The sequence below is a fragment of the Marinobacter halotolerans genome (assembly GCF_008795985.1).
Lineage (GTDB): Bacteria > Pseudomonadota > Gammaproteobacteria > Pseudomonadales > Oleiphilaceae > Marinobacter > Marinobacter halotolerans.
This window is the reverse complement of record NZ_VMHP01000002.1, coordinates 96059-121543: the sequence shown is the minus strand read 5'-3', so window position 1 is coordinate 121543 and position 25485 is coordinate 96059. Positions and strand designations below refer to the sequence as shown.

Annotated in this window: 24 protein-coding genes and 1 tRNA gene; 6 read left to right on the top strand and 19 right to left on the bottom strand. The window is 58.1% G+C overall.

Features of this window, described 5'->3' with window-relative positions:
• Positions 1–192: 192 nt before the first annotated feature.
• The gene (ylqF, locus tag FPL19_RS10865; RefSeq protein ID WP_150912592.1) at positions 193–1059 is read left to right on the top strand and encodes a ribosome biogenesis GTPase YlqF; all 867 of its coding nucleotides are present in this window, start codon (positions 193–195) and stop codon (positions 1057–1059) included.
• Here the strand turns inward: ylqF and FPL19_RS10860 are convergent.
• Positions 1049–1918, bottom strand: coding sequence for a sugar nucleotide-binding protein (locus FPL19_RS10860; protein ID WP_150912591.1), 870 nt, complete (start codon positions 1916–1918; stop codon positions 1049–1051). The two genes, ylqF and FPL19_RS10860, sit on opposite strands and share 11 nt — an antisense overlap.
• A 148-nt stretch (positions 1919–2066) precedes the next feature.
• Here FPL19_RS10860 and FPL19_RS10855 point away from each other — a divergent pair, with 148 nt between their 5' ends.
• Complete coding sequence (locus FPL19_RS10855) at positions 2067–2429, top strand: hypothetical protein (protein ID WP_150912590.1); 363 nt, start codon at positions 2067–2069, stop codon at positions 2427–2429.
• Here FPL19_RS10855 and alr read toward each other — a convergent pair.
• From alr to rnr, 8 genes are all read right to left on the bottom strand, one after another.
• Positions 2398–3474, bottom strand: coding sequence for an alanine racemase (alr, locus tag FPL19_RS10850; RefSeq protein WP_150912589.1), 1077 nt, complete (start codon positions 3472–3474; stop codon positions 2398–2400). The genes FPL19_RS10855 and alr overlap by 32 nt on opposite strands.
• Positions 3474–4871: a replicative DNA helicase gene (gene dnaB, locus FPL19_RS10845; protein ID WP_150912588.1), complete on the bottom strand. Its 1398-nt coding sequence runs from the start codon at positions 4869–4871 to the stop codon at positions 3474–3476. Before dnaB ends, alr begins: the two co-directional genes overlap by 1 nt.
• 112 nt (positions 4872–4983) lie before the next feature.
• The gene (gene rplI, locus FPL19_RS10840; RefSeq protein WP_150912587.1) at positions 4984–5430 is read right to left on the bottom strand and encodes a 50S ribosomal protein L9; all 447 of its coding nucleotides are present in this window, start codon (positions 5428–5430) and stop codon (positions 4984–4986) included.
• Between the two features lie 20 nt (positions 5431–5450).
• Positions 5451–6317 carry a YybS family protein gene (locus FPL19_RS10835; protein WP_150912586.1) on the bottom strand — a complete coding sequence of 289 codons (867 nt, stop codon included), beginning with the start codon at positions 6315–6317 and terminating at the stop codon, positions 5451–5453.
• 26 nt (positions 6318–6343) lie between these two features.
• The gene (rpsR, locus tag FPL19_RS10830) at positions 6344–6574 is read right to left on the bottom strand and encodes a 30S ribosomal protein S18 (protein WP_007154918.1); all 231 of its coding nucleotides are present in this window, start codon (positions 6572–6574) and stop codon (positions 6344–6346) included.
• A gap of 27 nt (positions 6575–6601) precedes the next feature.
• The gene (gene rpsF / locus FPL19_RS10825) at positions 6602–7018 is read right to left on the bottom strand and encodes a 30S ribosomal protein S6 (RefSeq protein ID WP_150912585.1); all 417 of its coding nucleotides are present in this window, start codon (positions 7016–7018) and stop codon (positions 6602–6604) included.
• Positions 7019–7219: 201 nt separating this feature from the next.
• Positions 7220–7957, bottom strand: a complete 738-nt coding sequence (gene rlmB, locus FPL19_RS10820; protein WP_150912584.1) for a 23S rRNA (guanosine(2251)-2'-O)-methyltransferase RlmB — start codon at positions 7955–7957, stop codon at positions 7220–7222.
• 3 nt (positions 7958–7960) lie between these two features.
• Positions 7961–10507, bottom strand: a complete 2547-nt coding sequence (rnr, locus tag FPL19_RS10815; RefSeq protein WP_150912583.1) for a ribonuclease R — start codon at positions 10505–10507, stop codon at positions 7961–7963.
• 303 nt (positions 10508–10810) lie between these two features.
• Between rnr and FPL19_RS10810 the strand changes: the two genes are divergently transcribed.
• Positions 10811–10897, top strand: a tRNA-Leu gene (locus tag FPL19_RS10810).
• A gap of 128 nt (positions 10898–11025) precedes the next feature.
• On the opposite strand, the gene FPL19_RS10805 is transcribed toward FPL19_RS10810, so the two are convergent.
• The 4 genes from FPL19_RS10805 to mpl all read right to left on the bottom strand — a co-directional run bounded on the left by FPL19_RS10805 (position 11026) and on the right by mpl (position 16408).
• Positions 11026–12903 carry a hypothetical protein gene (locus FPL19_RS10805; RefSeq protein ID WP_150912582.1) on the bottom strand — a complete coding sequence of 626 codons (1878 nt, stop codon included), beginning with the start codon at positions 12901–12903 and terminating at the stop codon, positions 11026–11028.
• A gap of 142 nt (positions 12904–13045) precedes the next feature.
• The gene (locus FPL19_RS10800) at positions 13046–14191 is read right to left on the bottom strand and encodes an acyl-CoA dehydrogenase family protein (RefSeq protein ID WP_150912581.1); all 1146 of its coding nucleotides are present in this window, start codon (positions 14189–14191) and stop codon (positions 13046–13048) included.
• Between the two features lie 126 nt (positions 14192–14317).
• Positions 14318–14980, bottom strand: coding sequence for a flavin prenyltransferase UbiX (locus FPL19_RS10795; RefSeq protein WP_150912580.1), 663 nt, complete (start codon positions 14978–14980; stop codon positions 14318–14320).
• 30 nt (positions 14981–15010) lie between these two features.
• Positions 15011–16408, bottom strand: a complete 1398-nt coding sequence (gene mpl, locus FPL19_RS10790; protein ID WP_150912579.1) for a UDP-N-acetylmuramate:L-alanyl-gamma-D-glutamyl-meso-diaminopimelate ligase — start codon at positions 16406–16408, stop codon at positions 15011–15013.
• Positions 16409–16575: 167 nt separating this feature from the next.
• Between mpl and FPL19_RS10785 the strand changes: the two genes are divergently transcribed.
• Positions 16576–17838 (top strand): 6-phosphofructokinase, encoded by a 1263-nt coding sequence (locus FPL19_RS10785; protein ID WP_150912578.1) that lies wholly within the window; start codon positions 16576–16578, stop codon positions 17836–17838.
• A 78-nt stretch (positions 17839–17916) separates the two neighbouring features.
• Here the strand turns inward: FPL19_RS10785 and FPL19_RS10780 are convergent, their stop codons facing one another.
• Together FPL19_RS10780 and FPL19_RS10775 are read right to left on the bottom strand one after the other, a co-directional pair.
• On the bottom strand, positions 17917–18159 hold the full coding sequence (locus FPL19_RS10780) for a GrxA family glutaredoxin (protein ID WP_150912577.1): 243 nt from the start codon (positions 18157–18159) through the stop codon (positions 17917–17919).
• A 127-nt stretch (positions 18160–18286) separates the two neighbouring features.
• Positions 18287–20413: a methyl-accepting chemotaxis protein gene (locus FPL19_RS10775; RefSeq protein ID WP_150912576.1), complete on the bottom strand. Its 2127-nt coding sequence runs from the start codon at positions 20411–20413 to the stop codon at positions 18287–18289.
• 92 nt (positions 20414–20505) lie between these two features.
• On the opposite strand from FPL19_RS10775, the gene FPL19_RS10770 reads away from it, so the two are divergent.
• Complete coding sequence (locus tag FPL19_RS10770) at positions 20506–20946, top strand: YqaA family protein (RefSeq protein ID WP_150912575.1); 441 nt, start codon at positions 20506–20508, stop codon at positions 20944–20946.
• Here the strand turns inward: FPL19_RS10770 and FPL19_RS10765 are convergent.
• The gene (locus FPL19_RS10765; RefSeq protein ID WP_150912574.1) at positions 20889–22331 is read right to left on the bottom strand and encodes an ABC1 kinase family protein; all 1443 of its coding nucleotides are present in this window, start codon (positions 22329–22331) and stop codon (positions 20889–20891) included. The genes FPL19_RS10770 and FPL19_RS10765 overlap by 58 nt on opposite strands.
• Positions 22332–22622: 291 nt before the next feature.
• Here FPL19_RS10765 and FPL19_RS10760 point away from each other — a divergent pair, with 291 nt between their 5' ends.
• Positions 22623–23330 carry a hypothetical protein gene (locus FPL19_RS10760; RefSeq protein WP_225314395.1) on the top strand — a complete coding sequence of 236 codons (708 nt, stop codon included), beginning with the start codon at positions 22623–22625 and terminating at the stop codon, positions 23328–23330.
• 7 nt (positions 23331–23337) lie between these two features.
• On the opposite strand, the gene lipB is transcribed toward FPL19_RS10760, so the two are convergent.
• From lipB to FPL19_RS10745, 3 genes are read right to left on the bottom strand one after another with little or no spacing between them, the layout of a single operon-like run.
• Positions 23338–23979, bottom strand: a complete 642-nt coding sequence (gene lipB / locus FPL19_RS10755; protein WP_150912573.1) for a lipoyl(octanoyl) transferase LipB — start codon at positions 23977–23979, stop codon at positions 23338–23340.
• A gap of 4 nt (positions 23980–23983) precedes the next feature.
• Positions 23984–24253 (bottom strand): HP0495 family protein, encoded by a 270-nt coding sequence (locus FPL19_RS10750; RefSeq protein ID WP_150912572.1) that lies wholly within the window; start codon positions 24251–24253, stop codon positions 23984–23986.
• Positions 24254–24284: 31 nt separating this feature from the next.
• Positions 24285–25451 carry a D-alanyl-D-alanine carboxypeptidase family protein gene (locus FPL19_RS10745; RefSeq protein WP_150912571.1) on the bottom strand — a complete coding sequence of 389 codons (1167 nt, stop codon included), beginning with the start codon at positions 25449–25451 and terminating at the stop codon, positions 24285–24287.
• Positions 25452–25485 lie beyond the last annotated feature (34 nt).

Genomic DNA, 25485 nt, shown 5'->3' with positions numbered 1-25485 from the left:
CACCCTAGTACAAATCAAACCCGGATTTCATCCCATTACCCTCATTTTTGTACACACGTCCCACCATGGCCCGCCAGAGCGCCTGCCATACGGGCGCTCACGGAAATGTGAAAATTTGGTCATTCCCGTCCATAATGGCGCCGTTACGCCATTCCCGCAGTTTTTCAGCCACCCACGACGGAGTTCACCTCAATGGCCATTAACTGGTTTCCAGGGCATATGCACAAGGCCCGCAAGGAGATCAAAAAGATCATGCCCCAGATGGACCTGATCATCGAAGTTCTGGATGCGCGCCTACCCTTCTCCAGTGAAAACCCCCTGGTGCCGGCCCTGCGCGGGGACACGCCGGTCATCAAGGTACTGAACAAACGGGATCTGGCAGATCCGGAAATAACGGCCCAATGGCAGGCTTGGCTGGAAAAAGAGCGGGGCGTACGGGCCATCACCATGACCCACAACCAGCGTAGCGAGGCGCTGGAGATACTGCGTCTGGCCAATGATATGACACCGGGGCACGACCGCCAGAAAAGTGCCCTGCGGGTGATGATCCTGGGTATCCCCAACGTGGGGAAATCCACACTGATCAATACCCTGGCCGGTCGGCCTGCGGCGAAGACAGGCAATGAGCCGGCGGTTACCCGCGCACAACAGGCGATCAAGCTGCCGGAAAACGTGCTGCTTTATGACACACCTGGGTTTCTCTGGCCCAAACTGGAGCCGGAGGCCTGTGGCTATCGGCTGGCCATCAGCGGCGCCATCCGCAGTGCCGTCATCGAGTTCGAGGACGTGGCGCTGTTTGCCGCGGACTACCTTCTGCAGGCCTATCCTGAACAGATACTCGCTCGGTACGGATTTGAGGAAACCCCTGTGGACGGGCTGGCACTGATGGATGGCATCGCCGCCAAGCGGCGGTTTTTCCGGCGTGGTGGTGTTCCCGATCTGCACAAGGTAGCGGAGGTTCTGCTGAACGAATTCCGGGCCGGAAAACTCGGCCGGATGTCTCTCGAAACGCCTGCAATGGTCGAGCGGGAAACAGCCGAAGCCGAGGTCAGTCGGTAAACTCTGACTGACGTTCCTGACGGGACAGCAGGCCCAGCTCTTCGGAAAGGCCGGAGCGCCAGGGAAGCTGTTTGATGCCAAAGGTATTGCGGATCTTGGTGCAGATCATGGTGGCGTTGGCAGGCTCCAGTTTCGCCCAGTCCGCCATCTCATCTACCACTCGCAGGCCGCTGGGAATACCCGGCAGGCCGGCAATGGCAAGGCCCAGCTCGTAGAGCGATATATCCTCTGCTCCGGCGTACTGGTAGGTGCCCCAGACTTCGGCACCACAATCAATCTGCTTGACGATGGCGGTGATGACCCGGGCAAGATCAGTCACCGTCACCGGCTGCCCGTGGCACTTGCCCGGCAGCTTAATGGTGTCGGACCTGGCCGCAACCTCCTGAACTTTGCGTAGAAAACGACCAAGGCTCCAGCCGGTGCGAAGCAGTATGTGACGGGTCAGCAGGGTACGGACTGCCTGTTCACATTCCCACTGCCAGTTGCCCAGTTCGTTCACCGGCTGGCCCGGATTCGAGGCGATATAGGCACTCTGTTTACGCCCGTCAAAAACGTAGCTGGAAGAAAGCTGCAGCAAAGACATGTTGTGCTCACTGGCATACTCCGCCAGGGCTACCGGCAGAGAAAACGAGGCCTTGTGAGCAAACTCAGGGTCATTTTCGGCCAGCTCCGGGTCCGCAAGCCACAGCGCGTTGACAATCAGGTCGGTGTCGTCCGGAACCCAGTTTGCCAACGCAGTAAGTTCCACGCTGTCCACTTCACTGATCAGTAACGGGCTCACCTGGAGATGCGTCTCACGCAACGTCTCCAGCAATACCCTTCCCAGGGGACCATAATCATGAACGACCAGCACGTGCACTTGGGTTACTGCCTCCGTTTGAGCTTGCGAATTTCACTGATATGACGAGACAAGAGAGTTACAGAGCCAATGGCAGCCACCGGCACAGGATTACACTAGGATCACCGAAAATCAGTCACCCCACGAGCATACAACAACAGGACTTGCCATGCTTAAACAACAGAGCCACATTGTCGCTCCCATCCCCGATGAGCTTCGCACCCGGGCACTTTACACCGTCAGCGAACTGCGCGAACGCGGTAAAGCCGACAAGGAAGCGATCGACAAACTGTTTGACCTGATTGTAGACATGACCGACAACGGTCTCGACTTCTTCTTCCTGGAACCACTGCGCCGCCTGAATGCCGGCAACATGCTGATGGGTATGGCAAGAATGGGCATCAGCAGCATGCTCAAGGGCAGCAAAATGGTGGTTTACAAGGTTCTTAAAAAACTGGACGACAAGAGTCTGTCAGCGATCCTCGATTTTATCGAGGAAATCATTCATGAACCCGAGGCACCCGCACCGTAACGCCGGTCAGCAGTTCATAGCCAATGGTGCCGGCATGCTGGGCAACCTCGTCCACAGAGACATTCCGGCCCCATAATTCCACCTTGTCACCCGGTTTCGCGTCCGGCGCTTCGGTCAGATCTACTGCCAGCATGTCCATGGAGACACGGCCAATCAGCCGGATTCGCCGGCCGTTCACCCAGGCCGGCGTGTCGGTGCCCGCATGTCGTGGATAGCCATCACCGTAGCCCACGGCCACAATGCCCATGGGAGTCTCGCCAGTGGCGGTCCAGGATGCGCCATAACCCACGGATTCTCCCGGCTTTAAAGTACGCACACTGGTCAACTCGGCCTCCAGCGTCATCACCGGCTGCAACCCCAGTTCCGGGCCAAGCTGCCCGATCATCGGCGAGCCGCCGTAAAGCATGATGCCGGGGCGCGTCCAGTCAAACAGTGGCTGCCCTTCCAGAAAATGCGCGGCTGAATTACCCAGACTTCTGGAAAGATCCGGCCACGGGTCAACCGCGTCCAGGAAACAGGCTGTCTGTCTGGCGGTATTATCACTGTTGGCGTCGTCCGCGCAGGCAAAATGGGTGACAAAGCCCGTTACCCGGGAAGCCAGTTCCGCATTTCCCAGTAATTCCATGACACCGGCGATGTCCGCTGGAGCAAAGCCCAGCCGGTTCATCCCGGTATTCACCTTGATCCAGAGCGCTGGTACGCGCACAGACTCTTCGAGCCAGCGCAACTGGTGTTCGCTGTGAATCACCAGTTCAAAATCCTGATCGGCACTGGTTGCCACATCTTCCGGGCTGTGCGGGCCCTGCAAAAGAACCACCGGCGCCGTTACCCCGGCGCCACGAATGGCCAGCGCCTCTTCGATGCAGGCAACCGCAAACTTGGACGCATCTTCCCGCAGTGCCCGGGCGACAGTCTGAATGCCGTGGCCGTAGCCGTCCGCCTTGATCACCGCCATAGCCCGGGCGCCACCAGCCATTGCCACGGCTTTACGGTAATTGTGCCTTAACGCTTCGGTACTGATTCTGGCAACAGTGGCTCGCGGCATCAGTAGTCACCGCCGTAATCGCCGTGGGCCAGGTCTTCGAACTTGGTGTACTTGCCGATAAACGCCAGGCGGATGGTACCGATCGGGCCATTCCGCTGCTTGCCGATAATAATCTCGGCGATACCCTTGTCCGAGGTGTCTTCGTTGTAGACCTCGTCCCGATACACGAACATGATCACGTCCGCGTCCTGCTCAATGGCACCGGATTCACGAAGGTCGGAGTTCACTGGGCGCTTGTTGGGTCGCTGCTCCAGGCTGCGGTTAAGCTGGGAAAGTGCCACCATCGGGCAGCTCAGTTCCTTCGCCAGGCCTTTCAGCGACCGGGAGATCTCGGAAATCTCCGCAGTCCGCCCCTCGGTATTGCCCGGCACCCGCATCAGCTGCAGATAGTCCACCATGATCAGCCCCAGCTGACCGCCGTTCTCACGGGCAATACGGCGGGCACGGGAGCGCATTTCGGTGGGACTGAGACCGGGCGTGTCGTCGATGTACAGGGGCTTGTCCTTGAGCAGGCTCACCGCCGAGGTCAGCCGGGGCCAGTCGTCCTCTTCCAGGCGACCACTGCGGATCTTGCTCTGGTCGATACGCCCCAGGGAAGACAGCATACGCATCACCAGCGCATCCGCCGGCATCTCCATGCTGAACACCAGAATCGGCGCGCCGGTGGTGATCAGCGCGTTCTCGACGATGTTCATGGCGAAAGTGGTTTTACCCATGGAAGGTCGGCCGGCGACAATCAGCAGGTCCGACGGCTGCATGCCAGAGGTCCATTCGTCCAGGTCCTTGAAGCCGGTGGTCAGGCCGGTGGTGGTCTCGCCGGACTCGAACATCTCCTCGATACGGCTCAGGGCCTTGGTCAGAATCGGATTGATGGTCTGAGGGCCTGTGCCTTCCTTGACCCGGGACTCGGCAATCTGGAAGACGTTACGTTCCGCCTCGTCCAGCACCTCGTTACTGTTACGGCCCTGGGGATTAAAAGCGGAATCGGAGATCTTTCCAGACACCTCCACCAGCTGCCGCAGAATCGAGCGTTCACGGACAATATCGGCGTAAGCGCGAATGTTCGCGGCGCCAGGTGTTTTTTCCGCCAGCTCGGCCAGATAGGACAGGCCGCCGGCGTCCTCGATATCTCCCGCGCGGTCAAGAAACTCGGCCAGTGTGACCACATCCAGCGGCTCGCCCTCGCCGGCCAGGCGCTCGGCCGCGCCGAAAATCAGCCGGTGGTCCTGGCGATAAAAATCGGCCGCGGAAATAATCTCGGCGATCTCGTCGAACCGGCGATTGTCCAGCATAAGGCCGCCCAGTACAGCCTGTTCGGCTTCCACGGAATGGGGCGGGACTTTAATTCGGCTGGTTTCGGGGTCGGTGGAAACCGCTTGGAAATTGGGGTTGGCCATTGATACGTCTTCGTCCGGAGTTCAGTAGCGACTAGCATACACCAGAACGCAACAGGCCCGGAATTCCACTAGCGTGGAACCGGGCCTGTATTGCTCAACGCCTTTTGGTCGCTTACTCAGCAACGACCGCAAGGTTGATTGAAGCGCTTACGTCCGAGTGCAGCTGCAGCTCGATTTCGTACTCACCCACAACGCGCAGGGGGCCTTCCGGCAGACGAACTTCGCTCTTTTCTACCTCGGTACCAGCAGCGGTAATCGCATCAGCGATGTCGCGCACACCGATAGAACCGAACAGCTTGCCTTCTTCGCCAGCCTTGGAGGTGATCGTGACCGATGCTCCATTCAGGGCTTCGGCACGAGCCTGGGCAGCGGCCAGCTTTTCAGCGGCGGCTTTCTCAAGCTCGGCACGGCGCTCTTCGAACGCTTTCAGGTTGTCCGCAGTTGCCGGAACAGCCTTGCCATAGGGCAGAAGAAAATTACGACCGTAACCGGCCTTGACCTTGACCTTGTCACCGAGTGAACCAAGGTTTGCTACTTTTTCGAGCAGAATAACTTCCATCTCGTTAACCTCTTCGTGCTTTATTCAGCCGGGCCCGTGGGCTTGATTCGCCCCCGGATGTCCAACCAGCTATCCACAAACGCCAGAACCAACAACAGAATCATCAGACTCGGACCCAGAAACACCAACGCCAGATAAAACAACACCAGCCAGTGAATACTCAGCCCCTTACGGCTTACAACACCATGAACCAGACCCAGGCCCGCCAGAATCAGCGGTAGCCCGCCGGCCCAGCCCATCAGCATGGGGTTCAGCCCGATCACCGAACCTCCCACCATGATGGCAACGCAGCCAACTGCGATGGCCGGAGACAGCCGAAGGGAATGAAATTCCCTGCGGAAGCCTCCCGGGTTATCAAACCCGGCATGCCACGACCGCGCCAGCATGGTCATGCCCACACCTGTCAACAGGTAGGTGCCCGCCATACTGGCAATCATGGTCTGCCGAATGACCAGTTCCAGATTGTCTCCGAAACTTTTCGCCATTTCGGCGTTGTACTGCTCGTAGAACCTCACCCCCGTCTGTACCAGGGAATCAATCAGTTCCGGGTACAGCATCGGCAACATCCAACTAATGATGATCGCCAGCAGGCTGCCCGAGAGCAGAGCCCTTTCCCAAGACCGTGACGTTCTGAGCACCGATGCCACCAGCATGACCTGTAGCAGCACCGCCAGAGCCGTCGGGTCCTGCCCTAACAAGCTCCAGCCCAGTGCCGGCAACAACGCCCAGAGGCCGATATTGAGGCCCTGACGCATCCCGAGCCTGAGAATAACCAGGCCCACGACTGCCGCACCAACCCAGAACAACAGCGGTATTGCGGTCGTCACGACCGCCACCCCGCCTGCCTGCAGGGGACCGCGCATTACAAATTGTGCCAGTGCACGCATGGTCCCGAGTCCCGTAATTCTGTTACTTAGTTATCGTGGCTGTCCGAATACGGCAGCAGTGCCAGGTAGCGGGCACGCTTGATAGCGGTAGCCAGCTGACGCTGATAACGTGCTTTGGTGCCTGTAATACGGCTGGGCACGATTTTGCCGGTTTCAGTAATGTAACCTTTCAGTGTGTCCAGATCTTTGTAATCGATCTCTTTCACACCTTCTGCCGTGAAGCGGCAGAATTTACGACGTCTGAAAAAACGAGCCATAACTTAACTCCTCAACTCCGGTAATGTTTACTCTTCTTCGTCCTGGGATTCCGACTGACGGTTGTCGTCAGATTCGGCGGAACGACGCGGGCGATCATCACCACCGCCACGACGGTCTTCACGGGACTCGGATGCTTTCATGGGCGACATATCGGTATCGGCACCGTCGCGGCGCAGGATCATGTCGCGGATGATGGCATCGTTGAAGCGGAAGTTGTGAGTCATCTCGTCCATTGCGGTCTGTGAACATTCAACGTTCATCAGCACGTAATGAGCCTTGTGAATCTTGTTGATCGGGTAAGCCAGGTGACGACGGCCCCAATCTTCCAGGCGATGTACCTGTCCGCCATCTTCAGTGATGACGTTGGTATAACGCTCGATCATCGCGGGCACTTGCTCGCTCTGATCCGGGTGTACCATAAATACGATTTCGTAGTGACGCATGAGTTCTCCCTACGGTTTATGCAGCCCCTTACAGAATCCGTCGCCAGAAGGCGTGTATTCAGCAAGAAGCAAGGAGGTGGCAGACACAGCTGCCGGTTTCTTTTGCTTTTGGTAAAAGCCTGCGCCGGATTGACTGGATAAAAGACAAAACGACAACGCCCCTAAAAAAAGGGGTGCCGTATTCTAGGGGGGTGGAGCCTACTATGCAAGCCGTTGGCGAAGCGCTTCATAAAGACACACGCCGGTTGCCACCGACACGTTGAGACTGTCGACCTGCCCCAGCATGGGAATATTGATCAGCATGTCGCAATGCTCACGGGTCAGACGCCGCATTCCCTTGCCTTCAGCCCCCATTACCAGCGCAACAGGGCCTTTGAAGTCAGCCTGATAGAGCGTGCTCTGGGCTTCACCGGCGGTTCCGATCAGCCAGACGCCGTCATCACGAAGCACCCGCATGAAACGGGCAAGATTGGTGACTCTCACCAGGGGCACCGTTTCCGCCGCACCGCAGGCCACTTTCCGGACCGTGGGCGAAAGCGACGCTGACTTGTCCTTCGGTACAATCACCGCCTGAACGCCCACCGCATCGGCGGTCCGCAGACAGGCACCGAGATTGTGTGGGTCGGTCACCCCGTCCAGAATCAGCAGGAAAGGGGGTTTATCCTGAGTGGCCAGAGATTCCAGCAGGTCATCTTCCGACCATTCCCGGCTTTCAGACACCTGCGCAACCACACCCTGATGAACACCGGACACCCGCTGATCCAGCTCTTTACGGTGCACCACCTGCCAGGCTACCCCCAGGCTATCGAGCGTTTCGGTAACGCTCTGAACCCGCCGGTCTTGACGCCCTGTCTGGATCCAGACCTGCTGCAGGCGAGCGGGCTCCTGCTTCAGCACCGCCTCGACCGCGTGCCAGCCAAAAATAAACTCGTCAGACACCGGTTATTTCCCTGATTTTCCGGATTTTCGGGGCTTGCGCTTCTGATCGCCGCCCGCGCTTTTCCCTTTGCCCTTTTTATCTTTGCTGTTCAGCGCAAGGTCAGCGGCTTCGGCCACCAGCTTGTCCCTGGCGGACATCTTGCCATCACTGCTTGCGGGCATTTCCGGCTTGGGCGCGCGTGACCGGGCAGGCTTATCGCCCCTCTTGGCACCACCAGCGGGCTTCCTGCTCCGCGACTTGCCCCGCCCTTTGTCTTTGTCTTTCGGCGCACGCTTTTCAACGTTCAGCGCATCGCGGTCCGCCTGACGGTGTTGGGGCTCGCTGGTCAGCTCCAGGTCGATCTTGCGGTCTTCCATCCCGACACGAACCACCTTGACCCGCACCTCGTCACCCAGACGGAAGCTCTGGGCCGTGCGCTCGCCGATCAGGCGATGCTTGGCCGCATCGTGATGGAAGAAATCACCGGCTAGGGTGGATACGTGAACCAGCCCTTCAATATAGACGCCGGACAATTCCACAAAGAACCCGAAAGGCACCACCGAGGCGATGACGCCCTGATACTCTTCACCGACCTGATCACGAAGGTACTCGCACTTGAGCCACGCCATCACATCACGGGTGGCGTCGTCGGCCCGGCGCTCGGTCATCGAGCAGTGCTCGCCAAGCTGCTGCATGCGAGCATGGTCGTACGGATACTCCGCCAGTTCCGGATCCCGCTTGGGCGGAACCTCAACATCCTTGGAGCGCTGTTCGGCGTGAATCACCGACTTGATGCCCCGATGGACGATCAGGTCCGGGTATCGACGGATCGGCGAAGTAAAGTGGGCATAGCTGTTGAATCCCAGACCAAAGTGACCGCCCTCATCCGGGCTGTATACCGCCTGGCTGAGCGAGCGCAACATGACCGTCTGGATGACATTGGCATCACTGCGGTCCGAAATGCTGGACAACAGTTCCTGATAATCGGCCGAGGTTGGCTTGTCACCACCGCCAAGCTGCAGACCCAGTTCACCGAGGAACAGGCGCACCGCACTCAGCCGCTCTTCCGAAGGCCCGTCATGCACCCGGTAAAGGGAAGGAACCTTGTGCTTTCTCAGAAAGCGCGCGGTCGCGACGTTGGCGCACAACATGCACTCTTCTACAATCTTGTGGGCATCGTTGCGGGTAACCGGAACAATTTCTTCAATCTTGCGATTGGCATCGAACACCACCTTGGTCTCGGTGGTTTCAAAATCGATGGCACCACGCTCGGTGCGGGCCTTGCGAAGCAGCTTGTAAAGCCCGTAGAGGTTATGAAGATCGGGCAACACGTCGGCGTACTGCTCCGACAACCGATATCCCGGTTCCGAATCCGGCCGCTCCAGCATGTCGCTGACCTTGTTATAGGTCAGGCGGGCATGGCTGTGTATCACCGCCTGGTAGAACTTATAGCCACTGATATTGCCGGCGGCGCTGAGCGTCATGTCCGCGACCATACACAGCCGGTCAACGCCCGGATTCAACGAGCAGAGCCCGTTCGAGAGCTTCTCGGGCAACATGGGAACCACGTGATCCGGGAAGTACACCGAGTTGCCGCGGTTGATGGCTTCTTCATCCAGCGGCGAATTCGGGCGAACGTAATGGGACACATCGGCAATCGCTACCATCAACCGGTAACCGCCTTTGGGGCGCGATTCGCAGTAGATGGCGTCGTCGAAATCCCGGGCGGATTCATCGTCAATGGTGACAAAATTAAGCTGCCGCAGATCCACGCGATTCTGCTTGTCCTGCTCGGTGACTTCATCAGGGATCTCTGCCGTCTGCTCGCCGACAGCCGGCGGCCAGCTGTGGGGAATATCGTAAGAGCGGATGGCCACATCGATTTCCATGCCCGGCGCCATGTGCTCGCCCAGAACTTCCACCACCTTGCCCAGGGGCTGGGTGCGAACCGAGGGCTGACGCACTATGTCCACCACAACATACTGGCCGTGCCGCGCTTCATTAACGTGCTCGGCCGGAATCAGCACCTCGTGGTTGATGCGGGCATTTTCAGGAACGACAAAATAGATGCCGCTTTCGTGGAAAAGACGGCCGACCGTCTGGGTTGTGCGATATTCCAGCACCTCAACAATGACGCCTTCGCGGCGCCCCCGGTCGTCCACACGATCCACCCGGGCGGCAACACGGTCACCGTGAAAAACCAGGCGCATCTGGCGAGCGGTCAGAAAAAGGTCAGAGCCACCGTCGTCCGGCACCAGGAAGCCGAAGCCGTCTTTATGGCCAATCACCCGGCCAGTGACCAGGTCCGCCTCTTCAATCGGAAGATAGGCCCCGCGACGATTACAGATCATCTGCCCATCGCGGCACATGGCAATCAGGCGGCGCCTGAGTGCTTCAATGCTCTCTTCTGAGTCCAGACCAAATTCGTCACAGAGAGTTTCGTGCGTGGCCGGCGCTCCCCGCTCTTTCAGATGGGCAAGGATGTATTCACGACTGTGGATCGGGTTGTCGTATTTGCTTGCCTCACGCTGGGCATAAGGGTCTTGATCAGATTTTTTTCGGGAAACCATTCGTGTCCTTGTGCCAGCTACTCCACAGTAGCCGGTGACTTTAGTGTATCGTTGATGTTGAGTGTCGCGAGAGTATAACGCCGCCGGCCCGCCAGTGGCCAACAAGCGGGCAAAATAAGGGTGTGACAAAGGCTGATTCGCGACGAAAAAACATTTGACAGTTTTTTTGCGAATGATTAAAGTACGCGCCATCGGTCATCGGCAACACCGTGACCGCAGCAGAATGTCCGGAAAATCAACGATCTGAAGCTTCTTCAGATGTCGAATAGAGTTGAAACCCAGCGGACAAACTGTAAATCACCTGCCGAGGTGGTGAAATTGGTAGACACGCTAGCTTCAGGTGCTAGTGGGGGCAACCCCGTGGAGGTTCAAGTCCTCTCCTCGGCACCATTCCTTCCCTCAAGGAATGGCGACAAATTTCCAGATTTGCAGAACTCTCAGCGTTTTCCAGCTTTTCCCGAGACGGAAACGTGGCCGGCCTTCACTGCTGTCGCCCAGGCTACGCGTGTTTTCCCGGCCTAATCAGCCTGCCCGTTGACCTGCCCGTTGACCTGCCCTGCCAGATACCGGGAAAGTGACTGGTAAGAATAGACCACCCGTGCGTAAGCGGAAACCGGTACAGAGCCGAACGCACGGCCGCAATCCCTGGCGCCGTCGTAACGGGTAAGGTAGGCGGTCTGGATCAGGTTGGGCTGATCATTGACGAAGTCTTCGGTTCCCACACCAGGGTAATAGAACCGCCACTCAAAACCGCCGGTGTTGCTGACCCCCTCGGTGGTGCGTAGTTCTTCGTTCAGAAATCCAAACCGCAGCGGCCGGTTCAGCCCGTTCCGCTTGTCCAGCTCCAGACGCAGTCCGGTGAAACCGCCGGGTATTGGCAGCGAGCCTGAAACCGTATACGGCTGGAAGGCGGACACTACCTGGGGTTTGTCCGCATCAACGCTGACGATGTCGCCTTCACAGGACTGCGCCGATGAAAGCTGAATAACTTCCTCATCAACACCGTTGACCGTCCGGGTATAGCCAAAAAAGAAGCTCGAGCTGAAATCGTAGGTTGGCGTCATCACTTCGGTCCTGCCAGCACTAGTGGCTGTCAGGGACGCCACCTTCCCATCCCCGTTCAGGGTCCATTCATATGCAATGGCGGCCGGGCCACCCAGCTCCGAGGACGCTGCAAGACCTTCGTGACAGGTGGTGGTGGTTTCAAATGCGGCAGTGCTGTTTTTCCAGTCGAATGTCAGGCGCTCATCAATACCCGCTTCATCATAGAAAGTGCCGCCTTCCTCCTGCTTCAGCGACAGGTTGGGCACCCACTGGGTGCCTGTGTCGGCAATTTTACCGTCGGCGTTGATCACCCGCACCATTTCCCGCAACGAAGGCGACATACAGCCGTTCGCCAGAACCGAGGTCAGGCGGCCACTTTCCGAGTAGTTCATCGAGATTTCCGCAAGCGGGTCCAGGGCCGAGAACGAACTGGGCAAGCCGCCGCCGGCGCGGGCAAAAACGGTCTGGCTGGTGACGACGCTGGAGTCGTCCAGCTCCAGCTCGATCTGTGGCAGATTCAGGCTGTCAACGTTGACCGCGGCGTAATCCCCGCCAGCGGCGGCCTCATCAACGATCCGGACAATCGACAGCGCGTTGCGTGCAAATGAAATACCCATCAATCTGACGGCTTCCGAGCTCAGGAACCGTTCTCGGCCATCGCCATTGCGCAAAACATCTTCATAATCCTGGGGCAACTGGGAGGCCAGAAAACGGGCAAAGGCCCGGGCATAGGTATGCGCCCGGACATTACCCGAGCGCACGTAATCGCTGACCAGATTTATGTTACCCAGGGCAATGGCCAGATCACTGGTGCCAACCAGAAATTCACCGATACCGTTGATTCGGCGTTGCCGGGCAAGGGTCGTCAACGGCGTGACATTGCGAACCCCGGGAGGCGCACTGAGCATGAAACCCTGATCAAGCATCTGGAGACCGGAAGCGGTCTGTTCCTCGGTTTGGCCGGGCAGGGCCAGGGCGAAGAGCGGGTAATCCCGCGGATCCAGATCGGGCGCCACCAGCGGGTCCTGTTCCAGCTCGGAGACATCCAGTGAGAACTCGCCGTCTTCCCCGGTCATGGCGGTGGGTTCCCCACTGGGCACCACCAGCTCCGCTCCAGATTGGCTCTCCAGGGTCAACGGGCCGGGGGTATACTGCCCATCGCCGTCCATATCCAGCCAGACCCGGGCATTTCTGAGGTACCCGTCAATGACTTTGCCGGTGTAGGGTGAGCCCGCAATATAGGCCTCGGCATCGAAATCCCTGCCATCCGCCGGATAGGAGTCGGATTGTTCGTCACAGGCAGTGAGAAACAGCGATAACAGAATGATCGTGAGGGGGAGCAGGCGTTTCATCGCGGCAACCATTGTCCTTGTTAGAGGTTGTGCCGCTACTGTATGGGATGTTGCTGATTTGAACCTTGATAGGTTTGGCAATTTGTAAACTTTGGTAACGATAGAGCGCCGCCCCGAGCGGGAACGGCGCTTCACGGGTCACTCAGAAAGACCGAGCGACGATCTCCTTCATGATTTCATTAGTGCCGGCGTAGATTCGCTGAACCCTGGCGTCGGCCCAGGCACGGGCGATCGGATACTCCCACATATAGCCGTAACCGCCGTGCAACTGCACACACTCATCCATTACCTTGCACTGCAAATCAGTCGTGAGCTGCTTAAGCATGGCCGCCGTGGGAATATCCAGCTTCTTCTCCAGATGCAGTTCCAGGCAACGGTCACAGAACACCCGAGCCGCCGTGATTTCCGCTTTGAGTTCTGCCAGTTTGAAACGGGTATTCTGGAACTTGATCACCGGCTTGCCGAAGGCGTTGCGCTCCTTGACGTAATCCAGCGTCCACTGCCAGGCAGCTTCGGAGGCGGCCACTGCTGTCAATCCAACCTGTAGTCGCTCGGCCGGCAGTTCCTGCATAAGCTGGAAGAAGCCCTGCCCTTCCATCGCGCCCAGGAGCTTGTCGGCCGGCACTTTGACGTCCTGAAAGAAGAGTTCGGAGGTGTCCTGGGCTTTCATGCCCACCTTGTTCAGGTTCTGGCCTTTCTCGAATCCTTCCCAGGCGCTTTCCACCATGAACAGGCTGGTGCCCTTGGCGCCCTCTTTCGGATCGGTTTTGGCAACAACGATGACAAGATCCGCCATCTGGCCATTGGTAATAAAAGTCTTGCTGCCATTAAGCAGATAGTGCTCGCCGGAAGCATCCTTGACCGCCGTGGTCTTGATGCCCTGCAGGTCGGAGCCAGCGCCCGGCTCTGTCATGGCTATTGCACCGATCATTTCGCCGGTCGCCAGTTTTGGCAGGTAATACGCTTTCTGTGCGTCGGATCCGTAGTTCAGGATATAAGGCGCCACGATGTCCGAATGCAGGGTCCAGCCAATACCAGACAGCCCGGCCCGGGACACCTCTTCCATGATCACCGCGCTGTAGCGGAAATCCGCACCCACGCCGCCATACTCCTCCGGCATGGTCGGGCACAGGAAACCCAGCTCGCCGGCCTTGGTCCAGAGCTCGCGACTGACCTGGCCGTCCTTTTCCCACTGATCGTGATAAGGGGCCGCCTCCTGTTGGAGGAATTTGCGGACCGAATCGCGAAAGCCTTCAAGGTCGGCGTCAAAGAGGGTGCGTGGAATCATGGGGAACCTCAGCAAAACTGTGTTGTTGTCGTCTCAACAGTTTTGCTCGGGGGTGCCGCGACGCTCAATGATGAAAAGCGTCAATCGGGCTGACCAAAAACATCGCGTGACCGGCCAGGAAGCGGGTCAGTCCGGCTTTTTGGCAGCGATCCTCTCTTCGCCCCAACGGGGCATCAAGTCCTGGGGCAGATCCAGATGGTCCAGCAGGCGGGCGACAATGAAGTCCACCAGATCGGCAATCGACTGCGGCTGGTGATAGAAACCGGGGCTGGCCGGCATGATCACCGCGCCCATACGGGTCAGGCGCAGCATGTTCTCGAGATGAACCTCCGAGTAAGGCGCTTCCCTCGGCACCAGAATCAGCTTGCGGCGCTCCTTCAGAGCGACATCACCAGCCCGCTCAATCAGGTTGTTACTGGCGCCGGTGGCTAATGCCGACAGGGTGCCGGTACTGCAGGGGCAGATCACCAGCGGTGCTTTTTCCCCGGAGCCCGAGGCAGGCGGCGAGAACCAGTCTTCCCGCCCGAACACCAGCACCTGCCCCGCCTGTGCACCGGCGTAGGCGGAAAAGGCCTCCTGCATCGCTGCGGTGTTGCCCGGCAGTTTCAGGTCGGTTTCTGTCGCCATCACGATCTGCGCCGCCTTGCTGATCATCACATGCACCTGACAACCGGCGGCCACCAGGCAATGCAATAGCCGCAGCCCGTACTGCGCGCCGGACGCGCCGGTGAACGCCAGATTGACGACCGGTCGTTTCGTTCCCGGTTCTTGCTGGGAGGCCTTGTTCATGGATTCTGATCCCTGGTTGAACGTGAATGGTCAGGCAGATCTACGTTCCAGTTCCGCAATCAGCTTGTGATGAATGCCACCAAAACCGCCGTTGCTCATAATCACTATATGACAAGGCGACACCGCCTGCCCGGCAACACGATCGATCAACGCCTCGATTGTCGACTCCACGGAGTGAGCAGCGTGGCGCTGCGACTCTTCAGACTCGCCAGCATTCAAAAGGTCCGGCAGCCAGTCCAACTGATTGAGATTGGCCCACACAACCCGATCCGCCGCTCCGGCACTGGGCAGCAGGGTATGCTGATGAACCCCCTGCTGCATGGTATTGGACCGTGGCTCGATCAGGGCAACAATGGTTTCATTACCTACTTTGTTCCGCAGCCCCTCCAGTGTGGAGGCAATGGCCGTGGGGTGGTGGGCAAAGTCGTCATAGACACGGATGCCACCGATATCCGCCAGCAGTTCCATTCGCCGTTTCACTCCCGAGAAACGGCATAAGGCGGAAATGGCATGGTCCGGCGTCACTCCCACGTGACGGGCCGCCGCAATCGCCGCCAACCCGTTACGTACACTGTGAAGCCCGGTCTGGTCCCATCTCACCGCTGCCACTGGCTGCTCACGATGAACCACCATGAATTCGCTGCCATCCTCTTTCAGCAGCTCCGCCCGCCAGTCGCTCATATAGGCAACCTCACTGTCGACGGAGGTCTCCTGGGTATTGGTCCAGCAACCTAGTTCCAGGGCTTTGTCCAGGTGAAGGTCGAGCGCGGGGCGCACGATCAGCCCGTTGGAGGGAACCGTTCGCACCAGATGGTGGAACTGGCGTTCTATGGCTTCGACATTCTCGAAGATATCAGCGTGGTCAAATTCCAGATTGTTCAGGATAAGGGTGTGGGGGCGGTAGTGGACGAACTTGGATCGCTTGTCAAAAAAGGCACTGTCATATTCATCGGCCTCGATCACAAAAAAGTCGCTGTTGCCCAGCCGCGCGGAGACCGGAAAATCATTGGGCACGCCACCGATCAGGTAGCCCGCTTCCAGGCCCGCCTGCTCAAGGATATAAAGCAGCATGGCGGTGGTGGTGGTCTTGCCATGGGTGCCGGCGACCGCCAGTACCCAGCGATGGCGAAGCACTTCCCGTGACAGCCATTCCGGGCCGGACATGTAATCGATATTGCGGTTGAGCACCGCTTCGACTTCCGGATTACCCCGTGACATGGCGTTGCCAATCAGAACCAGGTCGGGTTGGGGCTTGAGATGTTCCGCGCTATAACCTTCCATCAGACCGATACCCTGGGCTTCAAGCTGGGTACTCATGGGCGGATAGACACCCTGGTCCGACCCAGTCACCTGGTGGCCCAGCTCTCGCGCCAGAACAGCCAGGCTGCCCATAAAAGTGCCGCAGATCCCGAGAATATGAATGTGCATTGCGGTATTGGCCTCTTGCCCTGATTCCGTTGTTAGAAACCTGCAAAGCCTCACGTATCGCGCTAAGGTCGTCAAGCGCTGAGTTATGACGTTTGGCTCATGAAAAAAAAAGATGTTTGACGTATCATTTGCGGCATTTGATGCAACTGCAGGAGCCCGACCCCGAAATGGCCATTCGAAACGCATTCTATGCCCAGTCAGGCGGCGTGACCGCCGTAATTAATGCCAGCGCCTGTGGCGTGATCCAGACCGCGCGCAAACATCCGGAACAGATCGGCAAAGTTTACGCGGGAAGGAACGGCATTATTGGTGCGTTGAAGGAAGAGCTCATCGACACCAGCCTTGAAAGTGACGAAGACATTCAGGACCTGATGCATACGCCCGGCGGTGCATTCGGCTCCTGCCGCCACAAACTGAAGAACTTCTCGGAGAACCGCCGCGAATACGAGCGGCTGATCGAAGTATTCCGCGCCCACGACATCGGTTACTTCTTCTACAACGGCGGCGGTGACTCCCAGGACACAGCGTTCAAGGTATCCCAGCTCGCAGAGAAGATGGGCTACCCCATCACCTGCATCGGCGTACCCAAAACCGTCGACAACGACCTGCCCTTCACCGATTGCTGCCCGGGCTTTGGCTCGGTTGCGAAATACATCGCAACCTCCACCCTCGAGGCCAGCCTCGATATCCGCTCCATGTGCGACACCTCCACCAAGGTGTTCATCCTTGAGGTGATGGGCCGTCACGCCGGGTGGATTGCCGCCTCTGGTGGCCTGGCTGGCAAGGGCGAGGGCGAACCGCCGCACGTCATCCTGTTCCCGGAGGTCCCTTTCGAGCGCGACCGGTTCCTGGAGCGCGTGGATTTCTGTGTGAAGGAATATGGCTACTGCGTGGTGGTGGCCTCGGAAGGGGCTCAATACGAAGATGGCCGCTTCCTGGCCGATGCCGGCGCAAAGGACGCGTTCGGCCACACCCAGTTGGGCGGTGTGGCACCGGCGCTGGCCAACATGGTGCGCCAGGCACTGGGTCACAAGTTCCACTGGGCCGTGGCGGACTACCTTCAGCGCAGTGCCCGTCATATTGCGTCCGCTACTGACGTAGAGCAGGCCTACTCGGTGGGCCGGGCGGCCGTTGAAATGGCCATCGCTGGCAAGCAGGCACTGATGCCCACCATTGTTCGCGAACAGTCACGCCCCTACCGCTGGCACATTGGCGAGGCGCCGCTGAGTGAGGTGGCCAACCAGGAAAAGAAAATGCCGATCCATTTCATCTCGGACGATGGCTACGCCATTACCCAGGATTGCCGGGATTATCTCGAGCCACTGATCTACGGCGAGAGCTTCCCCCCTTTCGAGAATGGCATTCCCAAGGTTGCCAAACTCAAGAACCGGCTGGTGGAAAAGAAACTGAAAGCCGACTTCCAGTTCTGACCGCCCGAAAACCAGAAAAGGCGCCACCGGTGATTCCCGTGGCGCCTTTTTTGTGCCTGAGCGTGCTACCGGCGTCCCTCAGTTCGCAGAAGTCTGCAGATACTCGAAGAAATGATCAAAACCGCCCACATGACGATCGCCGATGAAAATCTGCGGCACCGTGTAAACCGGCCGACCAATGGACTGTGACAGATCGTCTTTGCTGATGCCCTCTATTTCGATATCCACATAGCGGTAAGGCAGATCCTTGATCTCGCAGAGCTGCCTGGCGCGGGTGCAAAAACCACAGGATGCACGACCAAAGATAGTCACCTGTTCCATTCTTCAACTCCTAGTCCGGAAATTCAACGGCGTCTGACAGCCCTTAACAAGACCGGCATTATCACCGCAGGTAGGTTGAAAAATGAAATTAATGAGTTGAATGGCACCGATAGCAATCATCGATGCCTCAGGTTTTCAGTCGGCTAAGCTCCGAATCCAGCACTTTTACCTGCTCATCAAGGGTCCGCCCGCTGCCACTCACCCTCTGAGCCAGAGACCGGAGATCGTTAGCCGCGTCATTGATGCGGGTCAGGTTCCGGTTAATTTCCTCACTTACCGAGCTCTGCTCCTCTGCGGCGGTCGCCACCTGAGTCACATGCTCGACAATGGAGCCGATACGCTCCACCACCGTGGCCAGGGAATGGTCCGCTTCCCGGGTTCCGTCCACCGCCTGGGTGGCCCGGTCGACGCCGCCCTTAATGACCGTGACAGCGCCACCGACATCGCCCTGCAGGCCATCAATCATCTGGCTGATCTCATCGGTGGATTCCCGGGTACGGGAGGCCAGGGTCCGGACTTCGTCGGCCACAACCGCAAAACCGCGGCCCTGTTCCCCGGCTCGCGCAGCCTCGATGGCGGCATTCAGCGCCAGCAGATTGGTCTGCTCGGCGATGCCCCTGATCACCTCGATAATCCGGTTGATGTCTTCACTGCGAGTAGCCACATGGCCGATCGCCGTGCTGGCCTCGTCCATATCACTGGCCAGCGCACTGACCCCATTGACCGCCGACGTCAGCGTATCCTTGGTAAAGCGAATGCCGTCCTGGGCCTTCTGGGCATTCTCAGCGGCCTCGCCAGCAAAACCCGCCACCTCACCGGCGGCGGCTGACATTTCGTTCATTGCCGTCACCACGCTCTCGATATCGTCATGCTGGCTTTCCGTCTGATCGTTGGTTTCCCGTGCAATGGTATTCACATCCGCCGCCTGCTGGCTCACCTTGGCATTGACGTCCTTGAGGTCGTTGATCATGGTCCGCAGGCGCCCCAGGAATTGGTTGAATCCGCCTGCCAGCTCAATCAGCTCGGCATGGGTATCGATTTTCAGCTCACGGGTAAGGTCGCCCTCGGCGCTGGCCAGACTTTTCATGCGATCCCGGATCTCATTGAGCGGACGGGTCACCGAACGCACCAGCAGAATCAGAATACCGATGGCAATCACCGATACCAGAACACCCACCAGCGCCTGATTTCGGGCAGTGGCGTTAACCTCGGCAGACAGCAGGCCGGTGATTTCAGCCACATCCGCAAGGGCGGTCTCCCGAGGTAGCTCGATCAACAGGGACCACTCGGTACCCGGAAGCTCAATGTCGATGGGATAGGACACGGCCAGGGTTTCGCCATCATCGTAGCCCTGCTCACTCTGGTGCAGCGTGGTATAGGCGCCTGCCTTTTCGGGCAGCGCCTCCGCCAGCGGCCGGCCCAGGAACTCGCTGTAGTGGCTGGAAGCGGCAATCAGTCCTTTTTTGCTAAGCAGGGTCACGCGGGACTGGCCGCTGTATAGCTCACGGCTGACGCTCTCTATGGTTTCCTGGAGGGTAGAAAGATTGATATCCACGCCCACCACACCGGCGAACTCGTTACCCTTGAGGATAGGCATCACCAGACTGGTCATCAGTTCGGTGTAGCCTTCCTCGATCTCATAGTTGTAGGGTTCCATGATGCAGGGTTGTTTGGTGTCCCGGGAGCACAGATACCACTCCGCCTCGCGAATGCCGAACTCATTGCGCTCATCCAGATACTTGGTGGCCGGGTCCTCCGTGCGGCTGAACTTTACCTCGCCCTCCGGCGTGCGGTAGTAGTAAATCTCCAGGGTGCCTTCGTCGCTACTGTGTTCTTCCACACCGCCGGTAAAGTAGCGGTCCTGTTCGTCATAGGCGTCAGGTTCAAACTGGGCGTAGATAGAGCTCAGGCTTTCCTGCTCTTCCAGAACAGCACCAACGGTTTCCTGAAGGGCGGAGCGGCTGATACGCCCGGAGCTGGAAGCCTCGATGTTCCGGGTGATCACATTGCGCACCACTTCCGGTGTCCGGTACGCTGTTGCAAACATGCCGCTGACCAGTTCGCCGTATTTTCCCGCGGTTGCCGAAAGCCGGTCGGTGGCCAGTTCCCTGACGGTTTCCCGGGTCTCGGAGGTAATACGCTGTTCCATACTGCCCAGTGATAACTGAGCGGTCACAACAATGCTGATCCCCATAACCAGCAAAAGCGTAACCACGAGGGCGTATAGCTTGAAGCGCAGTGTGCGGTTTTTCATTACTCTTACAGCCTGTATCCGTCGGATTGGGTATCAGCTCCACTTGAGCAGAACGGCCATTAAGAATTGACCGCGACCAGCAAGGTGAAACTTTGGCGTATCTTACTCTGTTTTTTACCGCTCTGGCGGCGGCTACCCTGCTGCCAGCCTATTCCGAAATACTGGTAGGCGGCATGGTCACTCAGGGATACTCGCTGTGGTGGATCTGGTTGTCGGCTACAGCGGGCAATACCCTGGGTTCCGTTGTTAATGGAGTTATCGGCCGGCAGGTGGATCGCTTTAAGCATAAACGCTGGTTTCCCGTCTCCGAACTTCAGCTCGAAAAGGCCCGCAACCGGTTCAATCGTTACGGTCAGTGGTCACTGCTTCTGGGATGGTTGCCGATTGGGGGCGACGCGTTGACGCTGGTAGGCGGCATCATGCGCGTGCCCTGGCTCAATTTTGTGGTGTTGGTAGCTATCGGCAAGGGTCTGCGTTATGGCTTGGTGATCTGGCTGATACTGGAGGCATCCGGTGTGCCAGGATCGCCATAGAGGTAGGTTCTCAGCAATGACTCGCCGTTAAATTCAGCATTCAAAACCGCGATAAAGGTATAGACACCAATAAGCTTGCGGTTGAGAAACACAAACTCCTTGGGCGGCACCTTGAAGTAGCGGCTGATGGCCGATCGCGCCGCCTGACGCGCCACCCGGGAGGGCAGATCACTCTGCTTCCAGCGGTATTCACCCTTGTCGTTGACGGCGTAATCCGGCCACTCGTCCCGATTGCCCGCAAGGGGCTCAAGCACCGACATACAAACCGACCCGAACTTGTCAAGCACGTCCTGTGGCCAGTCCTCGTTCATAAAGCGCAGCTTGATACCGCCGTCCACCACACCCTTCAGGTCACGTTCATAGGAGGCCCGGATCATCTGGATGACCGGGTCCAGGAATGTGTGCGAATAGGACTGAACCGCTCCGAAATCCAGCAACACGATCTGGTCGTGCCGGGTATCGGCGTCTTCCTCACCGGCAATGCGAATGCGATAGTTGCCAAAGTTCGGGTCGGTCTGGATTTCTCCCCAGACAAAAAGCTCCCGGAAAAACAGCTCGAGGGCGGCTTTACCAATCTCGCTTCTGCGCTCCAGCGACAGCTGGCGCACCTCCGGTGAGCTGATGGAATAGCCATGCTCGAACGTTGAAGCAATCACATGGGCGGTGCAGTATTCGGGAAGAACCCTTGGCACCACGAAACGGGGATCCTGCTCCAGCATCAACCGGAATTTCTCGGTGGTTCGTGCTTCCAGGCGATAGTCCACTTCCCGGTGCATCATGTCCCGGACTTCTTCCAGCCAATCCCTGAACTCCGGCCCGAATGACACCAGGCGGGCGATCTTCAACAGGTGGGCGACGGAATTGAGATCGCTGTCTACAGCCTCGTCGACCCCCGGGTACTGGACTTTAAGCACCAGCTCAAGCCCGTCCGACTTACGCCTGGCTCTGTGCACCTGCCCAAGGGAGGCCGCGCCGATGGGCTCCGGGTCCACGTCCAGTTCCGCCAGTCTATCTTTGCCAAGCTCCGCTTTTAGTACCCGTTCAATAGACGACCACTCCAGGGCGGTTGTCTGGTCCTCCAGCGTATGCAGCGCTTCCGTGACCTCCTCCGGAAGAAAATGCTCGCCGTAAAGCGCCATCACCTGCCCGATCTTAACCACACTGCCCTTCAGCTGGCCCAGCTCATCCACCAGAAACTGGGCCTGGCTGGACAACATGGCGCTGTGTCGCGCTTCCCGTTGCTCTTCGCCCCGGAACCAGTTGGTGGCCATGTGCGACGCCATACGCGTTCCGGCGAACAATCCTGCCTTGGTGAGGGAAAGACGACGCTCGAAACTGCCGGTTTTAATACGTGAGACGGAAATACCTTTGCGCTTTGATGCCATCTGTATCCTGTTCGGGGCTTTCGGGTTACGAATGTCGGGCCTGGGCCTGCCTGCTCATTATACGGATCAATGGTGCCAGGGACCTAACCGTGACGTCATACCTCCAACGGCCTCAGGGCCAATGCATTCGGCACTGTGGGGATTTACTTCTGTTCACCCATAACAGTTTACTTTTTTACACAGTGACCGGTCCCGAGGGGCGCTAGCATGTTTGGCATGACAAAAATAACGCCAGAATCTTCTTTCTCTACTTCTACGCTCCACGCCCTGAAGGGAGAGATTCCTGTTTCCATGCTCATTGGATGGCTGACCTGTGCCGCCGTTCCACTACTGCTGTTTTTCGGCTGGCGCTCGCTGCAAAAGGGCGAGGCGGCGTCCGCCTACATTCTGGCGATCTTCGCCGCGTTACTGGCGCTGAACGGCCTTGTCTATCTGATCAGCCGCCATAACACCCTGCAACGACGTGGCTTCATTACCCTTATTACAGTGTTGTTTACCTATCTGGCTGTCAATTCCGTTGAAGACGGCGCGGCCATTCTGTGGCTCTTTGCCTATCCGGCCATCATCTTCTACATCAGCGAGACCCGAGTCGGGGTGCTGGCTTGCTCGGCCGGGCTTTTCGGCGCCGCCGGGCTGTTCAGCCCACTGGGTTCATCGGCACTGGATTTACCCTACACCACAGGCTTCAAGGTCACCATGCTCGCGGTACTGGCCTTCGTAATGACCACCTGCTACGCGCTGGACCAGAGCCGCAGGCGCAGCAAGCTTGGTCTGATTAAACTGGCATCCGAGTTCGAATACGCAGCCAAGCATGATGCATTGACCGGGCTGGCCAATCGTCGGGAAGCCCACGCCCAGATGGACGCAGAGTACGAAAGATACCTGAGAAACAACCGGCCGTTTTCTGTTGGGGCGGAGTCCATTGACTGGTTGTTACAGCGGGCCGACGAAGCACTCTATGATGCCAAGACCCGGGGCCGGAACCTCGTATCCCGCTAAGGCGCTGTCAATCCCAGCCGTTGAGCCGCGACACAGCTCCTGTGCCCAGCTGACCAATCAGCGCCTGAATCAGTTTTTCACTCACGCTCTGAATATCGGTGCCGGCGGAGAAGTCCCGCATCTGGCACATTGGCATGCCGGCGTAGCCGCAGGGATTGATTCGAGCGAAAGGTTCCAGATCCATATCCACATTCAGCGCCAGGCCGTGGAATGAACACCCGCGTCTGACCCGCAGACCCAGGGACGCAATCTTGGCATCGCCCACATACACACCCGGCGCGTCGGGCCTTGGCGCAGCAGTTATGCCGAAGTCGTCCAGGCATTGCACGATGGACTGCTCAATGGCATCCACCAGGGCACGAATACCGAGTTTACGGCGAGTCAGATCCAGCATGAGGTAGACCACCAGCTGGCCCGGGCCGTGATAGGTCACCTGCCCGCCACGATCAACCTGAATGACCGGGATATCCCCCGGCGCCAGAATGTGTTCCGCCTTGCCCGCCTGACCCTGGGTATAAACCCGGGAGTGTTCCAGGAACCAGAGTTCATCGGTGGTTTCCGGACCACGGTTAGAGGTGAAGGCCTTCATGGCCTCCCAGGTTTCTGGATAAGCCTGCTGACCAAGCGTCCGCACAATCAGGTCGGCCATTCAGTCACAGCACCATGTGGACGCGGCCGCTGGCCTTGAGGTCGTCAAACAGGGCCTTGAGCTGAGGCTCGCCGGTGGCCCAGATGGTCAGGTTTACAGAGGCGAAACGCCCCCCACTGCTATCCTTGACGGTGACCTCGTTGTCCGACACCCCGGGGGCATGGTACTCGACTACCGAGACCACGAATTCCACGAAGTCCGGGGCCGAATCGCCGATTACCTTGATCAGGTAATCACAGGGGAACTCAATTTTTGGTGCTTTCGGATCACTCATTGGATCTCACTCCCACGGTGCCAGGGCACCGTTACTCAAACAGCTGGATGAAAAAGAGCTTGATGGCGTCCCAGATGCGCTTGAAGAAGCCGCCTTCCGGTACATCGCTCAGCGCCATGACCGGCTGGTCGACCACCGTCTTGCCGTCGTGAGTGACCTTCACCTGACCCAGCTCGTCGCCCACCGATACCGGGGCCTGAATCACATTATCGAGTTCAATCACGGATTCAAGTGAATCACGGGCGCCACGGGGGATGGTGACGTACACATCATCCAGTATGCCAACAGACACCTGATCACTGTTGCCACCCCATACCCTGGCCTGCATCAATTCCTGTCCTTCGCTGAACAGGCGCTCTGTCTCGTAGTAACGGAAACCGTAGTTCAGCATCTTCTGAACTTCCTGGGCTCTGGCGGCTGTGCTGTCGGCCCCCATTACTACCGCAATAAAGCGGGTATCATTACGCTTGGCCGAGGCCACCAGACAGTATCCCGCCTCTTCGGTGTGACCAGTTTTCAGGCCATCCACAGTATCGTCGCGCCAGAGCAGGCTGTTCCGATTCGGCTGACGGATGTCATTAAAGGTGAAGTGCTTCTCCGCATAGATCGGATAGTTTTCCGGGTAATCATTAATGATGGCTTTGGCCAGCAGGGCCAGATCATGGGCCGTGGAGTAATGCTCCGGAGCGGGCAAGCCAGTCGCGTTTACAAAGTTGGTATCTTGCATACCGAGCAGGCGGGCCTGCTGGTTCATGATATCCACAAAAGCGCTCTCGCTACCGGCAACGAACTCTGCCAGTGCCACCGAGGCATCGTTTCCGGACTGGATAATCACACCCCTCAACAGATCTTCCACCGACACCTGGGTGCCTTCCCTGACAAAGGTCCGTGACCCTTCAGTGCGCCAGGCATTCACGCTGATAGGTACCATATCCGACATGTTGATGCGCCCCTCATCCAGCTCCCGCTCGACGATATAGGCCGTCATCATTTTGGTCAGGCTGGCCGGTGGCAGGCGCTCGTCGCTGTTCTCGTCCATGATCACCCGCCCCGAAAGCGGGTCCATCAAAATGTATGAGCTGGCGGCAATCTGCGGTGGTGAAGGTATCAACACCGATTGGGCAACGGTCTGCGCCATTGGCAGCAGCACCAGCAGCAGTGAAGTAAGGATTACGCGAAAGAATCTAGTGAATGCCATGGGTCCGTTCAGTTTTTTGTGATGAATTGATTGA

Bases quoted from the DNA above. Each gene is read 5' to 3' on its own strand.
- lipB (WP_150912573.1), bottom strand. From the start codon at position 23,979: ATGGCCGACCTGATTGTGCGGACGCTTGGTCAGCAGGCTTATCCAGAA.
- alr (WP_150912589.1), bottom strand. From the start codon at position 3,474: ATGCCGCGAGCCACTGTTGCCAGAATCAGTACCGAAGCGTTAAGGCAC.
- FPL19_RS10800 (WP_150912581.1), bottom strand. From the start codon at position 14,191: ATGATTCCACGCACCCTCTTTGACGCCGACCTTGAAGGCTTTCGCGAT.
- rnr (WP_150912583.1), bottom strand. From the start codon at position 10,507: ATGGTTTCCCGAAAAAAATCTGATCAAGACCCTTATGCCCAGCGTGAG.
- FPL19_RS10750 (WP_150912572.1), bottom strand. From the start codon at position 24,253: ATGAGTGATCCGAAAGCACCAAAAATTGAGTTCCCCTGTGATTACCTG.
- FPL19_RS10775 (WP_150912576.1), bottom strand. From the start codon at position 20,413: ATGAAAAACCGCACACTGCGCTTCAAGCTATACGCCCTCGTGGTTACG.
- FPL19_RS10760 (WP_225314395.1), top strand. From the start codon at position 22,623: ATGCTCATTGGATGGCTGACCTGTGCCGCCGTTCCACTACTGCTGTTT.
- FPL19_RS10745 (WP_150912571.1), bottom strand. From the start codon at position 25,451: ATGGCATTCACTAGATTCTTTCGCGTAATCCTTACTTCACTGCTGCTG.
- rplI (WP_150912587.1), bottom strand. From the start codon at position 5,430: ATGGAAGTTATTCTGCTCGAAAAAGTAGCAAACCTTGGTTCACTCGGT.
- rpsF (WP_150912585.1), bottom strand. From the start codon at position 7,018: ATGCGTCACTACGAAATCGTATTTATGGTACACCCGGATCAGAGCGAG.
- mpl (WP_150912579.1), bottom strand. From the start codon at position 16,408: ATGCACATTCATATTCTCGGGATCTGCGGCACTTTTATGGGCAGCCTG.
- ylqF (WP_150912592.1), top strand. From the start codon at position 193: ATGGCCATTAACTGGTTTCCAGGGCATATGCACAAGGCCCGCAAGGAG.
- FPL19_RS10855 (WP_150912590.1), top strand. From the start codon at position 2,067: ATGCTTAAACAACAGAGCCACATTGTCGCTCCCATCCCCGATGAGCTT.
- FPL19_RS10765 (WP_150912574.1), bottom strand. From the start codon at position 22,331: ATGGCATCAAAGCGCAAAGGTATTTCCGTCTCACGTATTAAAACCGGC.
- FPL19_RS10795 (WP_150912580.1), bottom strand. From the start codon at position 14,980: ATGAACAAGGCCTCCCAGCAAGAACCGGGAACGAAACGACCGGTCGTC.
- FPL19_RS10805 (WP_150912582.1), bottom strand. From the start codon at position 12,903: ATGAAACGCCTGCTCCCCCTCACGATCATTCTGTTATCGCTGTTTCTC.
- FPL19_RS10780 (WP_150912577.1), bottom strand. From the start codon at position 18,159: ATGGAACAGGTGACTATCTTTGGTCGTGCATCCTGTGGTTTTTGCACC.
- FPL19_RS10835 (WP_150912586.1), bottom strand. From the start codon at position 6,317: ATGCGTGCACTGGCACAATTTGTAATGCGCGGTCCCCTGCAGGCAGGC.
- rpsR (WP_007154918.1), bottom strand. From the start codon at position 6,574: ATGGCTCGTTTTTTCAGACGTCGTAAATTCTGCCGCTTCACGGCAGAA.
- dnaB (WP_150912588.1), bottom strand. From the start codon at position 4,871: ATGGCCAACCCCAATTTCCAAGCGGTTTCCACCGACCCCGAAACCAGC.
- FPL19_RS10785 (WP_150912578.1), top strand. From the start codon at position 16,576: ATGGCCATTCGAAACGCATTCTATGCCCAGTCAGGCGGCGTGACCGCC.